Annotated in this window: 20 protein-coding genes; 16 read left to right on the top strand and 4 right to left on the bottom strand. The window is 63.4% G+C overall.

Annotated features, from left to right (window positions below):
* Positions 1 to 99: 99 nt before the first annotated feature.
* A complete protein-coding gene (locus tag AC07Y0_RS03030; RefSeq protein WP_498674397.1) occupies positions 100 to 1,095 on the bottom strand; it encodes an LLM class flavin-dependent oxidoreductase in 996 nt (331 codons plus the stop codon).
* Between the two features lie 159 nt (positions 1,096 to 1,254).
* Here AC07Y0_RS03030 and ruvC point away from each other — a divergent pair, with 159 nt between their 5' ends.
* The 9 genes from ruvC to AC07Y0_RS02985 all read left to right on the top strand — a co-directional run bounded on the left by ruvC (position 1,255) and on the right by AC07Y0_RS02985 (position 6,433).
* Complete coding sequence (gene ruvC / locus AC07Y0_RS03025) at positions 1,255 to 1,767, top strand: crossover junction endodeoxyribonuclease RuvC (protein ID WP_154722013.1); 513 nt, start codon at positions 1,255 to 1,257, stop codon at positions 1,765 to 1,767.
* Between the two features lie 58 nt (positions 1,768 to 1,825).
* Positions 1,826 to 2,077, top strand: coding sequence for an AbrB/MazE/SpoVT family DNA-binding domain-containing protein (locus AC07Y0_RS03020; RefSeq protein WP_498674392.1), 252 nt, complete (start codon positions 1,826 to 1,828; stop codon positions 2,075 to 2,077).
* Between the two features lie 3 nt (positions 2,078 to 2,080).
* A complete protein-coding gene (locus tag AC07Y0_RS03015) occupies positions 2,081 to 2,494 on the top strand; it encodes a type II toxin-antitoxin system VapC family toxin (RefSeq protein ID WP_498674391.1) in 414 nt (137 codons plus the stop codon).
* 12 nt (positions 2,495 to 2,506) lie between these two features.
* Positions 2,507 to 3,124 (top strand): Holliday junction branch migration protein RuvA, encoded by a 618-nt coding sequence (gene ruvA, locus AC07Y0_RS03010; RefSeq protein WP_498674390.1) that lies wholly within the window; start codon positions 2,507 to 2,509, stop codon positions 3,122 to 3,124.
* A 54-nt stretch (positions 3,125 to 3,178) separates the two neighbouring features.
* Positions 3,179 to 3,448: an AbrB/MazE/SpoVT family DNA-binding domain-containing protein gene (locus AC07Y0_RS03005; protein ID WP_498674387.1), complete on the top strand. Its 270-nt coding sequence runs from the start codon at positions 3,179 to 3,181 to the stop codon at positions 3,446 to 3,448.
* A gap of 5 nt (positions 3,449 to 3,453) precedes the next feature.
* On the top strand, positions 3,454 to 3,861 hold the full coding sequence (locus tag AC07Y0_RS03000) for a type II toxin-antitoxin system VapC family toxin (protein ID WP_498674384.1): 408 nt from the start codon (positions 3,454 to 3,456) through the stop codon (positions 3,859 to 3,861).
* Positions 3,858 to 4,898, top strand: a complete 1,041-nt coding sequence (ruvB, locus tag AC07Y0_RS02995) for a Holliday junction branch migration DNA helicase RuvB (protein WP_498674382.1) — start codon at positions 3,858 to 3,860, stop codon at positions 4,896 to 4,898. Before AC07Y0_RS03000 ends, ruvB begins: the two co-directional genes overlap by 4 nt.
* The gene (locus tag AC07Y0_RS02990) at positions 4,898 to 5,800 is read left to right on the top strand and encodes a metallophosphoesterase (RefSeq protein WP_498674381.1); all 903 of its coding nucleotides are present in this window, start codon (positions 4,898 to 4,900) and stop codon (positions 5,798 to 5,800) included. Before ruvB ends, AC07Y0_RS02990 begins: the two co-directional genes overlap by 1 nt.
* 66 nt (positions 5,801 to 5,866) lie before the next feature.
* The gene (locus tag AC07Y0_RS02985; protein WP_498674379.1) at positions 5,867 to 6,433 is read left to right on the top strand and encodes a DinB family protein; all 567 of its coding nucleotides are present in this window, start codon (positions 5,867 to 5,869) and stop codon (positions 6,431 to 6,433) included.
* A gap of 3 nt (positions 6,434 to 6,436) precedes the next feature.
* On the opposite strand, the gene AC07Y0_RS02980 is transcribed toward AC07Y0_RS02985, so the two are convergent.
* The 3 genes from AC07Y0_RS02980 to AC07Y0_RS02970 are packed head-to-tail and all read right to left on the bottom strand — an operon-like array spanning position 6,437 to position 9,413.
* A complete protein-coding gene (locus AC07Y0_RS02980) occupies positions 6,437 to 7,327 on the bottom strand; it encodes an NAD-dependent epimerase/dehydratase family protein (RefSeq protein WP_498674377.1) in 891 nt (296 codons plus the stop codon).
* On the bottom strand, positions 7,324 to 8,196 hold the full coding sequence (locus AC07Y0_RS02975) for a glycosyltransferase (protein WP_498674375.1): 873 nt from the start codon (positions 8,194 to 8,196) through the stop codon (positions 7,324 to 7,326). The genes AC07Y0_RS02980 and AC07Y0_RS02975 overlap by 4 nt, the downstream gene beginning before the upstream one ends.
* Positions 8,193 to 9,413 (bottom strand): NAD-dependent epimerase/dehydratase family protein, encoded by a 1,221-nt coding sequence (locus AC07Y0_RS02970; RefSeq protein WP_498674373.1) that lies wholly within the window; start codon positions 9,411 to 9,413, stop codon positions 8,193 to 8,195. The genes AC07Y0_RS02975 and AC07Y0_RS02970 overlap by 4 nt, the downstream gene beginning before the upstream one ends.
* 124 nt (positions 9,414 to 9,537) lie before the next feature.
* Here AC07Y0_RS02970 and ybgC point away from each other — a divergent pair, with 124 nt between their 5' ends.
* From ybgC to ybgF, 7 genes are all read left to right on the top strand, one after another.
* The gene (ybgC, locus tag AC07Y0_RS02965; RefSeq protein ID WP_498674371.1) at positions 9,538 to 9,978 is read left to right on the top strand and encodes a tol-pal system-associated acyl-CoA thioesterase; all 441 of its coding nucleotides are present in this window, start codon (positions 9,538 to 9,540) and stop codon (positions 9,976 to 9,978) included.
* A 237-nt stretch (positions 9,979 to 10,215) separates the two neighbouring features.
* Complete coding sequence (gene tolQ, locus AC07Y0_RS02960) at positions 10,216 to 10,935, top strand: protein TolQ (RefSeq protein ID WP_498674370.1); 720 nt, start codon at positions 10,216 to 10,218, stop codon at positions 10,933 to 10,935.
* Positions 10,936 to 10,960: 25 nt separating this feature from the next.
* On the top strand, positions 10,961 to 11,413 hold the full coding sequence (gene tolR, locus AC07Y0_RS02955; RefSeq protein ID WP_498674367.1) for a protein TolR: 453 nt from the start codon (positions 10,961 to 10,963) through the stop codon (positions 11,411 to 11,413).
* 9 nt (positions 11,414 to 11,422) lie between these two features.
* Entirely contained in the window at positions 11,423 to 12,541 is a 1,119-nt protein-coding gene (gene tolA, locus AC07Y0_RS02950) for a cell envelope integrity protein TolA (RefSeq protein ID WP_498674365.1), read from the top strand.
* Between the two features lie 21 nt (positions 12,542 to 12,562).
* Positions 12,563 to 13,870, top strand: a complete 1,308-nt coding sequence (tolB, locus tag AC07Y0_RS02945) for a Tol-Pal system beta propeller repeat protein TolB (protein ID WP_498674364.1) — start codon at positions 12,563 to 12,565, stop codon at positions 13,868 to 13,870.
* Between the two features lie 154 nt (positions 13,871 to 14,024).
* On the top strand, positions 14,025 to 14,555 hold the full coding sequence (gene pal, locus AC07Y0_RS02940; RefSeq protein ID WP_454746841.1) for a peptidoglycan-associated lipoprotein Pal: 531 nt from the start codon (positions 14,025 to 14,027) through the stop codon (positions 14,553 to 14,555).
* A gap of 169 nt (positions 14,556 to 14,724) precedes the next feature.
* Entirely contained in the window at positions 14,725 to 15,690 is a 966-nt protein-coding gene (gene ybgF, locus AC07Y0_RS02935) for a tol-pal system protein YbgF (protein ID WP_498674362.1), read from the top strand.
* Positions 15,691 to 15,709 lie beyond the last annotated feature (19 nt).

The following is a 15,709-nucleotide window of genomic DNA, read 5'->3' as shown; positions in this document are numbered from 1 at the left end:
CTCGCCGTCAGATACTCTACGGTCGGGACTTTTCTTTAAACGCCGGTTAAAAAACGCGGCAATTTCTCATCACAAAGTCGAATTAACGTCTTTGCGCCCTCAATCGAGCATTTTTTCGCGGAGATCGGCAAAGATCTCGACGGATCGCAGCCGTTGCTCCACGGAATGGATCGGCATGGAGACGATCAGTTCGTCCGCACCGGTCGCCTTGAGGAATTCCGCAAGCTTGTTCCTGGCCGTCGCCGCAGCGCCGACTACGGCGTAGCGCAGGGTATGCTCGACCCCGTAGCGCTCGACTTCGGTCCAGAACCCCTCCATGGTTTCGATCGGCCGGGGAAACGGCTTGCGCACGTTGCGACGCAGGTTGACGAACTGCTGCTGCGACGAGGTGAACAAATGCTCGGCCTCGGCATCCGTCTCCGCGGCGACGCCCATGATGCCCACCATGACATACGGCTTGTCGAGTTCCTCCGAGGGCTGGAAGCGCTCTCGGTAGATCGAGATCGCCTCCATCAACTGATCGGGAGCGAAGTGCGAGGCAAAGGCGTAAGGCAACCCGAGCGCTGCCGCGAGGTGGGCGCTGTAGAGGCTGGAGCCCAGCAGCCAGAGAGGCACATGACTGCGCATGCCCGGCACAGCGAGCAGGGCCTGGTCCTCGGTCGGCGCGCCGAGCAGACGCCTGAGTTCGATGATGTCGTGCGGGAAACTCTCCGTCCCTGCCTCCATATTGCGCCTCAGCGCCCGGGCGGTGCGCATGTCGGTTCCCGGCGCGCGACCGAGGCCGAGATCGACACGGCCGGGAAACAGCGCCTCGAGTGTGCCGAATTGCTCGGCAATGACCAGCGGCGCATGGTTCGGCAACATGATGCCGCCCGAGCCGATGCGGATGCGCTTCGTCGCCGCGCCGACATGGCCGATCACCACCGAGGTCGCGGCACTGGCGATCCCCGGCATGCCATGGTGCTCGGCCAACCAGAAACGGTTATAGCCGCAATCCTCCGCCTTGACCGCCATGCGCCGGGATGCGTCGAGCGCTTCGGTCACGGTATGGCCCTCCGCGATCGGAGACAGGTCGAGAATGGAAAAGGGGATCATTTGCGAGGGTCCGTCCGGTTCTTGCAGGACCCTCTATGTAGATGCCCGTCCCGCGAAAACCAGAGCCGGAATGACGAGTTTCGTTGACCGTCACTTCAGTGTTTTTGTTTTGTTCACTTAGTTCTGGCAGACCGGCTGGCAGGACGTTAAGGTGACATCATGCAGAACGCGATTCGAATTATCGGCATTGATCCGGGCCTCAGGCGGTGCGGCTGGGGCGTGATCGAAACGCTCGGCAACTCCCTGCGTTTCGTCGCCTCCGGCACCGTGACCTCCGATGGCGACATGGATTTGGCCTCGCGTCTCTGCCAGCTGCATGACGGGCTCTCGGAAGTCGTGCACGCCTACCAACCGCACGAAGCGGCCGTCGAACAGACCTTCGTCAACAAGGACGCGGTGGCCACGCTGAAGCTCGGCCAGGCCCGCGGCATCGCCATGCTGGTTCCGGCCCGGGCCGGGCTGCGGGTTGCCGAATATGCGCCCAATGCAGTGAAGAAGGCAGTCATCGGCGTCGGCCACGGCGAGAAGCAGCAGATCCACATGATGCTGAAGATCCTCATGCCCAAGGCGGAGTTCAAGGGCAATGACGCCGCCGACGCGCTCGCCATCGCCATCTGCCACGCCCACAATCGCGGCGGCGATCGCATGCGCCAGGTGCTGGCCAGCGCCTAGTTTGTTCTTGACTTGTTCCGTCAGTAAGATATTTTCTTACCCTAGAAGGAGCGAGATCATGCGCGTCACATCCAAGGGTCAGGTCACCATACCCCGCGACTTGCGCGAACTGGTCGGCATCGAGCCGAACAGCGAGGTCGTTTTCACCGTCGAAAACGGCAAATTGACCTTGGCGCCCAAAGGCAACCGGCATTCCGATGCCGACCGCACGCGTCTCGCCGCGTTGATGCAAGCGCTTGACGCACTTGAGGGAACCGGTGACCAGACGATCGATGCCGACGCCTTGATGGCCATGACGAGGGATCGCTGATCCATGGCGACATTGGTCGACACGAATGTCCTGGTCGATGTAGCGGTGCGCGACCCGGTCTGGCTCGGCTGGTCGCGCACTGCGCTGACCCGGGCGGCAGCCGAACAGCCGCTGGTGATCAATCCGGTCATCTATGCCGAGTTTTCGGTGCGCTATAACGATATTGAGACGGTCGACCAACTGCTTCCGCAATCCGATTTCCATCGCGAAGGCTTGCCCTGGGCGGCGGCCTTTGCCGCCGGCGTGGCTTTCCGCAGGTACAGCAGGACCGGCGGAGCGCGCGAGCGTGTGCTGCCGGACTTCATGATCGGCGCGCATGCCGCCATTCGCGGCTATTCGATTCTCACGCGCGATCCGAAAGGCTACCGCACCTATTTCCCGATGGTTCCCCTCATCACTCCCGAAACTCATCCCTGACGGACTTCTCCCATGATCGGCAAGCTCAAAGGCACCATCGACGAAATCGGCGACGACTATGCGCTGATCGATGTGCATGGCGTCTGCTACGTTGCCTTCTGCTCCTCGCGCACACTGTCACGCCTCGGCTCGCCGGGCGAGGCCGCGGTGTTGTTCATCGAGACCTATGTCCGTGAGGACCAGTTGAAGCTGTTCGGCTTCATGACGGCGCTCGAGCGCGAATGGTTCAACCTCCTGCAGAGCGTGCAGGGCGTCGGCGCCAAGGTGGCGCTTGCATTGCTGTCCACCCTTACCCCGTCGGAACTCGCCAATGCCATCGCGCTGCAGGACAAGACCGCCGTGTCGCGCGCGCCAGGGGTCGGCCCGAAGGTCGCGGTCCGCATCATCACCGAGCTGAAGAACAAGGCGCCCGCCTTTGCCGGCGAGGCGGCCGCCACCATCGGCCTCAAGCAGGAACTCGGCGAAGGCGTCGCCCCTGCGCCCGTTACCGATGCCGTGTCGGCGCTCACCAATCTCGGCTATTCCCGCGAGCAGGCCGCCAATGCGATCTCCGCCGCCCTGAAGAACGGCGGCGAAGGCGCCGACAGCGCCAAGCTGATCCGCCTGGGGTTGAAGGAGCTGTCGCGGTGATTGCTGGAGAAGGCAAATTGCCTTACTATTCCTGAAAAGTAAGGAGTATCGGATTTGGGCTTTAACATCACTGTCACGGCCAAGGGCCAGATGACCATTCCAAAACACGTTCGGGACGCACTCAACGTCAGGCCCGGCGACAAATGCTACGCCTGGGTCCGAAATGGCGAGATGATCGTTGTACCAAGGAACAAGCCGCTGAGCGAGCTGGCCGGCTTTATGGGCAAGCCGCCATCGGGACGCGAGGCGACCGTGGAGCAGATCGACGCGGCGATCGAGGAGGAGGCCGTTGAGCGCTACGCAAACTCCGGACGCCGGGGCTGAGAGTGATGAGCACGCGACAAGGCATCGATACGAATGTGCTGCTGCGTATCGTGGTCGGCGACAGCCCCGAGCAAATCGGAACGGTTGAGCGGCTGCTGGATCGGTTGCGCGACAGAGAGACCATTTTCGTCAACGTATCGGTCGTTCTGGAGGCAAGCTGGGTCCTGAAACGGTTCTATCGCTTTCCGCGTGACCGTATTCTCGACTTTCTCCAGGCCCTGCTTGAGAGACGCGAATTCGAGATCGCCGACTACGAGGCCGTCGGAAATGCGTTGGATCTCTGCCGGCGCGAGAATGTAGACTTTGCCGATGCGCTTATGGCCGAGATGAACCGGCTGGCCGGCTGCGCAACGACCTTCACCTTCGACAGACACGCTGCGTCCCGCGTACCCGGCATGGAACTCCTCGCATGAGCACCCCAAACCCCATCCTCTCGCCGGACAAGCGGGGCGAAGATCTCGACACGGCGCTGCGCCCGCAGTCGCTCGACGAATTCACCGGCCAGGCGGAAGCGCGCGCCAACCTGAAGATCTTCATCGAGGCGGCGAAGAACCGGGGCGAGGCACTCGACCACGTCTTGTTCGTCGGCCCGCCGGGGCTCGGCAAGACGACGCTAGCCCAGATCATGGCCAAGGAACTCGGCGTCAACTTCCGCTCGACCTCGGGCCCGGTCATCGCCAAGGCCGGCGACCTTGCCGCCCTCCTGACCAATCTCGAAGAGCGCGACGTGCTCTTCATCGACGAGATCCATCGGCTCAACCCGGCGGTTGAGGAAATCCTCTATCCTGCCATGGAGGACTACCAGCTCGACCTGATCATCGGCGAAGGCCCTGCCGCCCGCTCGGTGAAGATCGACCTTTCCAAGTTCACCCTCGTTGCCGCCACCACCCGCCTCGGGCTCTTGACCACGCCGCTGCGCGACCGTTTCGGCATTCCGGTGCGCCTCTCCTTCTACACGGTCGAGGAACTGGAGCTGATCGTGCGGCGCGGCGCCCGGCTGATGGGGCTCGGCATGACGGACGAAGGCGCCCGCGAGATCGCCCGCCGCGCCCGGGGCACGCCGCGCATCGCCGGCCGGCTGCTCCGCCGTGTGCGCGACTTTGCCGAGGTCGCCCGCGCCGAAGCCGTCACCCGCGAGATCGCCGACGAGGCCCTGACCCGGCTCCTGGTCGACAATATGGGCCTCGACCAACTCGACAAGCGCTACCTCAACATGATCGCCGTGAACTTCGGCGGCGGCCCGGTCGGCATCGAGACGATCGCCGCCGGTCTCTCCGAACCGCGCGATGCGATCGAGGACATCATCGAGCCCTACATGATCCAGCAGGGCTTCATCCAGCGCACCCCGCGCGGCCGCGTGCTGACCACCACGGCGTGGAAGCATCTCGGCCTGCAGCCGCCGAAGGATCTGGAGGCCGCCCAGTTCCGCCTGACACTAGAGGAAGACTGATGATCGCGCGGCGCGGCTTCCTCAAGCTTTTTGCCAGCCTTATCATGGGTGGCTTCGGAACCGCCACCTACGCAGTCGGCGTCGAGCCATTGTCACAACCGCGCGTCACCCGCTACGCGCTTACGCCGGCCAGATGGCCGCATGGGCTAAAACTCAGAATCGTCGGCCTTGCCGACTTCCATGCCTGCGAGCCCTGGATGCCGGCGAGCCGCATCGCCACGATCTGCGAACAGGCCAACAGTCTCAACGGAGACATCGTCGTCCTACTCGGCGACTATATGACCAGCATGCGCTTCAACTCCGGCTACGTGAAGCCGGAGCGCTGGGCGGAAGCCTTGGCGCGCCTGCGGGCACCGCTCGGCGTCCATGCCATTCTCGGCAATCATGACTGGTTGAATGACCCCACGGCCCAGGCGGCAGCAATGGGACCGACACTGGCACACAGGGCCCTCGCCGACGTCGGCATCCCGGTTTATGACAACCGTGCTATCCGCATCGAGAAGGATGGGCGACACTTCTGGCTCGCCGGTCTTGCCGACCAGCTCGAACCCGGTTACGCCGCACCCGACGGCTCCGGCTGGATCGATGGCCTGGACGACCTGCCCGCCACAATGGCGCAGATAGACGACGACGGGCCTGTCATTTTGATGGCCCATGAACCGGACATATTCACCGACGTTCCCGGACGGGTGACCCTGACGCTCTCGGGCCATACCCATGGCGGCCAGATCCGCATACTCGGTTATTCGCCGCTCGTGCCGTCGCGCTTCGGAAACCGCTACGCTTATGGACACGTGTTCGAGAACGGCCGTCACCTGATCGTGTCCGCTGGTCTTGGACTTTCCAAATTGCCGGTGCGGCTGGGCGTACCACCCGAGATCGTCGTCGTCGAACTCGGCTAATATCGGTTTGCCGCTCGGGATCGCAATAGCGTGGCAACAGCCGTACCAACGAAGAAGGGACCGTCCATGACCGATGCCCTCGACCCCACCCGCGTCTTCCGCAAGCTCGCCCGCGCCAATGCGCTCGCCAACCTGCGCCTGCACAAGGCCGTGGCGCTTCTGCGACCCGGCGAGTTCGAGGCACAACGCACAAGTTTCTTCCCGTCGATCCGGGCGACGCTCAACCATATCCTGGTCATCGACTGGTTCTATGTCGATGCGCTGGAGGGCGGTACGCTCGGCCCGAAGGCCTGGGAAAAAGAGGAACCCATTGCCGACCCGGCAGAACTGCGCGCCGCACAGGCCGACGTCGACCGCCGCCTTGTTAGGCTCTGCGACAACCTGACGCCAGGCGAGCTCGCCCGCGCCGTCGCGGTCCATCGCGGCAGCCGTATCCAGACCGACCGTCTCGACGACATCCTCAGCCACCTGTTCCAGCACCAGACCCATCATCGCGGCCAGGTCCATGCCATGCTCTCCGGCACAAGCGTGAAACCGCCGCAGCTGGACGAATTCATCGTCGGCGACGACGCGCAAGCGCGGGCTGTGGAAATGGCCGAGCTTGGTTGGAACGAAGCCGATCTGATGGGTTGAACTTCAGGTTCGGCCGCTGTCCATCAGGCAGTGGATCGTGCTTTCCAGCAACGATTCGTCGCCGGGCTTCCAGCCGAGCGCGCGGATTTTCTCCGTCACCATCTCCGCCACGAGCGTTTTGTCTGCCGGCGCGGGCAGTGGATGAGGACATCCGGTCGCCATTTTCACGGCGAAAAGGATCTTACGTGTATCGGTAACGACGTCGGAGACGTTGAATGCCTCGCCGCTCACTCTCGCCGTATCGCTCTCCAGCATCAGGCGCACGGCCTGGCCGACATCCCGGCCATGCACTTCCGATCCGGCCCGCACGGGCACTGCCCTGCCCGCCAAGTAGTCGGCGAACAGTCCTTCCCACTTGTTGGGCCTGAGATCGCCATAGACGCCGGTCAGCCTCAGGCTCGCGCCGGCAAAGCCCGGGCCGGACATATCCGCCAGCACCTGCTCCGCCAGCAATTTGACCTCGCCGTAGAGGCTCGTCGGATGCAGCTCGACCGTCTCGACCAACGGTTCCCCCGGCGCAATGCCGTCATAGACCGCCCGGCTGGACAGGAAGACGACGCGCCGGAGGCCCGCCCGCCTGGCCGCATCGAACAGGTTGATCGTGCCATCGAGATTGAGCCGGCGGAACCGCACCGGATCGTCGCCCTCCCCGCCCCGGTATTTGCCCGTCACGTGATCGAAGGCGGCATGCACGAAGACATAGGTTTCATCGAAGGCCTCGATCGGATCGAGATCGGGATCGAGCGACATCGACCGGAACTTGACGGGCCGGGAGAAGTACCCCGCTGGAGGAACAGAACGCCCGCCGACGGTGACGTCATAGCCGCCCGAAAGCAGCGCTTCGACCACATATCGGCCGACCAGGCCCGTCCCGCCGGAAACAAGAACCTTCATGCCGCCGCTACCGGCACCGGATTGGCAAGCGCCCCCACGTCAGGAATGCCCTCGCCGGCATAATAGGCGTGCCACAGGTCGATCAGAGGCTTGAGCAGCGCCGCCTTCGGGTGATCGGCCTCCCACGGCTTTTCATACTGGTAGTGCAGCACGCCGATCTCTTTCCAGTCCCAGAGTTCCGGCAGGTTGAACCAGACATATTGCAGCATGTTCATGAAAACCGGCAGGCCATGCCAGTCGGGGAAGAAGGTTTCGAGAAATGTCTGGTCGGTACGCCGCCAGAATACGTCCGGCTCATCCAACTGCTTGAGCATGGCGCCGAAGGTGGCGAGCGAAGGCCTGGCGACGAACACACCGGAATTCAGCCGATGGAAATCGGCAAGGCTTTCATAGACGTTCGGCGCCGCGGAGAATTCCGGATAGTCGAACAGCTTGTCGATGTTCTTCAGCACGATCGCGTCCGCATCGATGAAGACGCAGGTGGCGTAGTCGATCAATTGCCAGAGCCTGAGCTTGCAGAAATTGTCGAGCGGCGAGTGGAAGGCCGGCTTGCGTCCCTTGGTGAAGGGCGCATTCGCATGCAGATTGCCGCGCGCATGGCGCAGGTTGAACGCATGCGAGAGCGGCAGGTGGTCGACCTCCACCAGCCGGCAACCGAGCGCTTCCAGCGGCCGGAGGGCACCGGCCTCCACCCCGCCGGTAAAGAGCACGACGATGTCGGCCGGGCTTTCCGTCAGCCGGATCGACCGTGCGAGCGCCACCGCCCCCATCGCGTAGTCGGCATTGGTCACCAGGGTGACGAAGGCATTGCGCGACCCGGCCGTCGTCTCCGGCCGAATGCCGCGCAGCATTTCCGTGCCCATCATCATGACACGGATTTCAGCTTCTTGCCTTCCGGGTCGCGGTTGATCGTCTTGGCGATGTCCTTGGTCCAGGCCGAGACGGCCGGCACGCGCGAACGATCGACGCGATAGGCGAACTTCCGCGCGACGTCGACGATCTCGTCGAGCAGGCCGCCCTTCAGAGTCGTCGGCTCGAGCCCGAGGCCGAGGAACTTCTCGTTCTTGACGATCAGGTCGTTTTCCGGGGCTTCCTTGCGCGGATTGGGCAGCCAGGCGATCTCGGCGCCGGTCATCTTCGAGATCATCTCGGCGAGGTCGCGCACGCGGTGCGTTTCCGTCATCTGGTTGAAGATCTCGACGCGCGAGCCCCGCGCCGGCGGGTTCTTCAGCGCGATCTCGATGCAGCGCACCGAGTCCTGGATATGGATGAAGGCGCGGGTCTGTCCGCCCGTGCCATGCACGGTCAGCGGATAGCCGATCGCCGCCTGGATCAGGAACCGATTGAGGACGGTGCCGTAGTCGCCGTCATAGTCGAAGCGGTTGACGAGCTGCGGATGGCGGCGCGTCTGTTCGGTGTGCGTCCCCCAGACGATGCCCTGGTGCAGGTCGGTGATCCGCAGGCCGTCATTCTTGGCGTAGAACTGAAACAGCAGCTGATCGAGGCACTTCGTCATGTGGTAGATCGAGCCGGGATTGCTCGGGTAGAGGATTTCCTGGGAAACGGTCTCCCCTTGCGTCGTCTCGATGCCGACCGGCAGATAGCCTTCCGGGATCGCCGCGCCGATGGTCGAATAGCCGTAGACGCCCATGGTGCCGAGATGGACGAGGTGCGAATCGAGGTTGAGCTCGGTCAGCGCGTTCAACAGATTGTGCGTGGCGCTCACATTGTTGTTGACCGTGTAGTTCTTGTGGCGGTCGCTCTTCATCGAATAGGGCGCGGCGCGCTGCTCGGCGAAATGGATGATCGCGTCGGGGCGGTTCTCCGCCAGCCAGTTCTTCAGCAGTTCATAGTCCTTGGCGAGATCAATCAGATGGAAATGGATCCGCCGACCGGTCTCCGCATGCCATATGCGGGTGCGCTCCTGGATCGAGTCCATCGGCGTCAGCGACTGCACGCCGAGCTCGGTATCGATCCAGCGGCGCGACAGGTTATCGAGGATATGGACGTCGTGGCCGGCATCGGAGAGGTGCAGGGAAGTCGGCCAGCCAACGAACCCGTCTCCGCCCATGATTGCAATTTTCATATGATAGTCTCCTGTGCCGGTGAGCCCCCAAATCTGATAATGCCAATTTGTGACAGAACTACAATGGGCGAGGAAAGGCTATGTGGCAGTGCGCCTCCGGTTGCCGGGAAAACAAGGTAAGAATATGAATCAAAAGACGATTTCTCTCTGTGGAGAACTGACGGACGAAGGACACCGCCTCACGCAGCGCGTCTATTATGAAGACACGGATTTTTCCGGCCTGGTCTACCACGCCCGCTATCTGCACTTCCTCGAACGCGGCCGAACGGACTATCTGCGCTGCCTCGGCGTCGAACAGAGCGCGCTGATCGGGATTGACGAGGAAGGCCTCGTCTTCGTCGTCCACCGGATGGAAATCGACTTCAAGGCGCCGGCCCGCATGGACGATGTGCTGGAGATCCGGACCGTCACCACCAAGGCCGGCGGCGCCAAGATGGTGCTGGAACAGGAGATCCGCCGCGCCGGCGACCTGCTGATCGCCGCCAGGGTGGTGATTGCCGTGGTCAATCGCATCGGCCGGCCGCGGCGCCTGCCCGAGGGACTGGCCGCCCGTTTCCTCGGCTGACAGGTCGTCGCTCGCCCCTCACGCTAACGGTCCCTTAACGATAATGATGTCTTACTGCCGCCAGGGAATTTTGTGCGGCGCACGCCTTCCTTTGACCAAATTTGAAGGCAAGAAGGCAATCTGGGAGCTTGAAGCGGAATAAGGGCGTTCGGCAACGGCAACCGCACAATTCCGCAACAGAGCTTTTTCACCGCCCGGTCATGTGCCGGGCGTTTGGATTTCGGGGATTTAAAAGCGATGGAAGAAGTAGGTTTGGCAGCGGCGACGCATGACGTGAGCCTTTGGGCCTTGTTCATGCAGGCAGGCTTCGTCGTCAAGTTGGTCATGCTCGGACTGCTCGCCGCCTCGGTCTGGACCTGGGCAATCGTCATCGACAAGTTCTTGAGCTATTCGCGCGCGCGCCGCCAGTTCGACCAGTTCGAACAGGTGTTCTGGTCCGGCCAGTCTCTCGAGGAACTCTACCGGACGCTCGCCGAACGCAGCAATACCGGACTTGCCGCGATGTTCGTCGCCGCCATGCGCGAATGGAAGAAGAGCTTCGAGCGCGGCGCCCGTTCGCCGATCGGCCTGCAGATGCGTATCGACCGCGCCATGGACGTGACGCTCGCGCGCGAATCCGAGACCCTCGAGGCCCGCCTTTCTTCGCTCGCCACCATCGGCTCGGCAGCCCCCTTCGTCGGTCTGTTCGGCACCGTCGTCGGCATCATGACATCGTTCCAGGCAATCGCCGGCTCGAAGTCGACAAACCTTGCAGTCGTCGCCCCCGGTATCGCGGAAGCGCTGCTCGCCACCGCGATCGGCCTTGTCGCCGCTATCCCGGCGGTCATCGCCTACAACAAGTTCTCCGGCGAGGCAGGCAAGCTGACCGCCCGCATGGAGGGTTTCGCCGACGAATTCTCCGCCATTCTTTCGCGCCAGATCGATGAGAAGCTGCAGCCTCGTCAGGCCGCGCAGTAAACGTCCGGCTTAGGAGACGCTTAGTATGGGTATGAATGTTGGATCGAGCGGCGGCGGTGGCCGTCGCGGCGGAAGGCGCGGCGGCAAGAAGGCGCCGATCAGCGAGATCAACGTCACGCCGATGGTCGACGTCATGCTCGTGCTCCTGATCATCTTCATGGTCGCGGCACCGATGATGACGGTCGGCGTGCCGATCGACCTGCCGGAAACCCAGGCCAAGGCGATGAATTCCGACACCCAGCCGATCACCATCTCGGTCAATTCGGCCGGCGAGATCTATCTCCAGGAAACGGCCATCCCCCTCGAAGACGTGGTTGCCAAGCTCGAGGCGATCGCCACCACCGGCTACAACGAGCGCATCTACGTGCGCGGCGATACCGCCGCTGCCTACGGCACCGTCATGCAGGTCATGGCTCGCATATCCGCGGCAGGATTCAAGAATATCGGCCTCGTGACCCTGCAAGAACAGGACAAGTGATCGAACGCGATGAGAGCTAGTCTCATTTCTTCGGCTGTGCTGCACGGGCTGGCGCTTGCTTTCGCGCTGGTCAGCATCAGCGCGCCCGAATCCTTCGACGTCGCGGACGTCGAGGCGTTGCCGGTCGATATCGTGCCGATCTCCGAACTCACCCAGATCCAGCAGGGCGACAAGAGCGCGCCGGTCGCCGAGAAATCGGCACCCGTGCCGACCAAGAAGCCGACCTCCGTTCCCGATGCGCAGAATGTCGGCGAGAACGATGTCGACCTGAAGTCCGTGCCCAAGCCCGTCGAGAAGCCGACCAAGGCCGAATCCTCGGCAGCACCCGAGAAGGTCGAGAAGGTCCAGCCGACCCAGGATGACGTCACCAACGACATCAAGGACATCATCAAGGAAGAAACGGTCGCCGAGCCCACCAAGCCGACCGAGGTCGCCAAGGCCGAACCGCCGAAGCCTGAGGTAACGCCCGAGCCCAAGCCGCCGGCCGAGAGCGAGCCGAAGCCGGAAGAGGCTCAGGCCGAGGAAATTCCGCTGCCCGACAGCGTGCCGGTTCCGACCGCCAAGCCGAAACCCGAAAAGCCGAAGCCGACCGAGGCGAAGCCCGCAGAGACCAAGCCGACCCAGAGTGAGACGGCGAAGGCTGACAACAAGAAGAAGGACGTCAAGACCCAGGAGACGGCGAAGTCGAAATCCGCCAAGGAGAGCGACTTCAACGCCGACGAGGTCGCGGCCCTCCTGAACAAGAACGACCCGACGGCCGGTGGCGCCAAGGCATCGCCGGACAAGGCGGCCTTCGGCGGCAAGAAGACCACCGGCGGCTCGGAGCTCAGCCAGAGCGAGATGGACGCGTTGCGCGGCCAGATCCAGAACAACTGGTCGGTTATTCCGGGCCTCGCCGATGCGGCGGACGTTCGCATCAAGGTGAAATTCCAGCTCGACGAGTCCGGCGAGCTGATCGGCGAACCGGAAGTCACCGCGACCGGCGGAACGCCGCAGACCCAACAGGTGCTGATGGGCGGCGCACGCCGCGCCGTCCTGCGCTCCGCCCCCTTCAAGAACCTTCCCCGGGACAAATACGATGCCTGGTCGGAAGTGATCGTCAATTTCGACCCCAGCGAACTGATGTAAGAGCTGAAAGGCTTGGATCTTATGATGAAACTCAACCTTCTTCGAACCCTGATGGTGATCGTCGGCATGGCCGGCGCTTTTGCCACCCCGGCGAGCGCAGTCGTCGAAATCAACATCAACAAGGGCAATGTCGAGCCGCTGCCGATCGCGATCACCGACTTCGTCTCCGGCGACGGCATCGGCGCCAAGATCGCCGCCGTCGTCGAGGCCGACCTCAAGCGCTCCGGTCTCTTCGCCCCGGTCAACCGCGCGGCCTTCATCGAAAAGATCACCAATCCCGACCAGGCTCCGCGCTTCGAGGACTGGAAGGTGGTCAACGCCCAGGCGCTCGTCGTCGGCCGGATCAGCAAGGAAGGCGACGGTCGTCTTCGCGCCGAGTTCCGCCTGTGGGACACCTTTGCCGGCCAGCAGATGACCGGCCAGCAGTTCTACACCCAGCCGGAAAACTGGCGGCGCGTCGCCCACATCATCGCCGATGCGATCTATGAGCGCATCACGGGCGAAAAGGGTTATTTCGACACCCGCATCGTCTTCGTCTCGGAAAGCGGTCCGAAGACCGATCGCAAGCGCCAGCTCGCCATCATGGACCAGGACGGCGAGAACGTCCGCATGCTGACCGGCTCCAAGGACATCGTCCTGACGCCGCGCTTCTCGCCGAGCCGCCAGGAAGTAACCTACATGTCGTTCGAGGGCCAGCAGCCCCGCGTCTACCTTCTCCAGCTGGAGACCGGGCAGCGCGAAGTGGTCGGCAACTTCCCCGGCATGACCTTCTCGCCGCGTTTCTCGCCCGACGGCCAGCGCGTCATCATGAGCCTGCAGCAGGACGGCAACGCCAACATCTATACGATGGACCTGCGCTCGCGCACCACGACGCGGCTCACCTCGACGGCCGCGATCGACACCTCGCCGTCCTATTCGCCGGACGGCGCCCGGATCGTCTTCGAATCCGACCGCGGCGGCCGCCAGCAGCTCTACGTGATGAACGCCGACGGCTCTGGCCAGCAGCGCATCTCGTTTGGCGACGGCTCCTACTCCACCCCGGTCTGGTCGCCGCGCGGTGACCTCATCGCCTTCACCAAGCAGTCGGGCGGCAAGTTCTCGATCGGCGTGATGAAGACCGACGGCTCGGGCGAGCGCATCCTCACCTCGGGCTTTCACAACGAAGGCCCGACCTGGGCGCCGAACGGCCGCGTCCTGATGTTCTTCCGCCAGTCCGCCGGCTCCGGCGGCCCGCAGCTCTACTCGATCGACCTCACCGGCTACAACGAGCAGCTCGTCAAGACCCCGACCTTCGCCTCCGATCCGGCCTGGTCTCCGCTTCTTGAATAGGCCGCATTCACGCCGCTTTCCTGCCGCAAGGTCCGCACCAACGGCGCCTTGCGGCAGCGATTTGACACTTTCTTAACCATGTTCGTTGGATGCCGGTTAACCTCGAATGGTTAAAGTCCGGCAACCCTAACGGAAGACATCAAGGAGACCGGCTATGAGCCGCATTCACACTCCGGCGAAGAGCCGCATGCAGCAGATCGCCAGCAACCCCGCCGTCCTCGCCATCGCGCTGACCCTGGCGCTTGCCGGCTGCGCCTCGAAGAAGAACCTGCCGAACAGCGCCTCCGACCTCGGCCTCGGCGCCGGTGCGGCGACCCCGGGCTCGACCCAGGACTTCACCGTCAATGTCGGCGACCGCATCTTCTTCGACACCGACTCCACCTCGATCCGCGCCGACGCCCAGCAGACCCTCGACCGCCAGGCCCAGTGGCTTGCCAAGTATCCGAACTACGCGATCACCGTCGAAGGCCATGCCGACGAGCGCGGCACCCGCGAATACAACCTCGCGCTCGGCGCCCGCCGTGCCGCCGTCACCCGCGACTACCTGGCATCGCGCGGTGTTCCGGCGAGCCGCATGAAGACCATCTCCTACGGCAAGGAACGTCCGGTCGCCGTCTGCGACGACATCTCCTGCTGGTCGCAGAACCGCCGCGCCGTCACCGTACTCGGCGGCGCCGGAATGTAATTCCCGCTTCAGGCGGCAGACTTGCGAAAGGCGGCTTCCCCCGGGGAGCCGCCTTTCGGCTTTTCTCCATACTTTGGCCGAACTTCGGTTGCTTTTTGCCGGCAATTGGAAAAAATCTTCCGGTTGCGCCAAACCCGGCGCGACGATTCATGAAGACAGGAACAATGACATGAAAAGACTTGTCATGGCCGCATTGCTCGGGGCGGCGACTGTGGCCGGCCTGCACGGAAACGCCAGTTCGATGCAGCTCCTCGCACCGCGCCCCGCGTCGGAAGCACGGACTGCCGATACCGCAGCCGAGCGCGCGCCGGTGATACTTGCCCAAAGCACCGATCCGTCGATCCGCGTCCTGCAGCTCGAGGAGGAGATCCGCAACCTCAACGGCCGGATCGAGGAAATGAGCTTCCAGATCCTGCAGATGCAGGAGCAGATGCGCAAGACGCAGGAAGACAACGAGTTCCGTTTCCAGGATCTCGAAAAGGGCGGCACCAAGAAGAGCGGCGCCCTCGACACACCGGTCGACGGCGGCGGGCAAGCCGATTCCGTCGCCGGGGTCATCACACAGGATCCGGTACCCGGCAGCAATGCCGGGGCCGACCCGATCGGCCAGCCCGAGCAGGTGCTCGGCTCGATCGAACTCGACCCTCAGGGCGTGCCCAGCGCGGCCACGCTCAACCCGGGTGCGATCGACAACGGATCGACGGCCCTCCCCGGCGTCGAAACCGTCCAGCCGAACCAGACCGCTTCGCTCGGCTCGGAAGGCGACGCCTATCAGGTCGCCTACGGCCATGTCCTGTCCGGCGACTATGCCATGGCGGAGAACGAGCTGAACGGCTTCATCGCCAGCTACCCTCAGAGCGCGAAGATCGCCGACGCCAACTTCTGGCTGGGCGAGGCGCAGTATTCGCAGGGTAAGTTCAACGAATCGGCGAAGACCTTCCTCAACGCCCACCAGGCCTATGGCTCCTCGCCCAAGGCCCCCGAAATGCTCCTGAAGCTCGGCATGTCCCTTGCCGCCCTCGACAACACCGAAACAGCCTGCGCCACGCTGCGCGAAGTGACGAAGCGCTACCCCAAGGCATCGCGTGCCGTGGTTTCCAAGGTCGCATCGGAACAGAAGCGGCTTCGCTGCTGACCGGCCGCGGCACAACCGC

The sequence above is a fragment of the Allorhizobium sp. GW101-3B10 genome, from assembly GCF_059424725.1.
The sequence above is the reverse complement of the archived record's forward strand: the minus strand, read 5'-3'. Positions and strand labels throughout refer to the sequence as shown.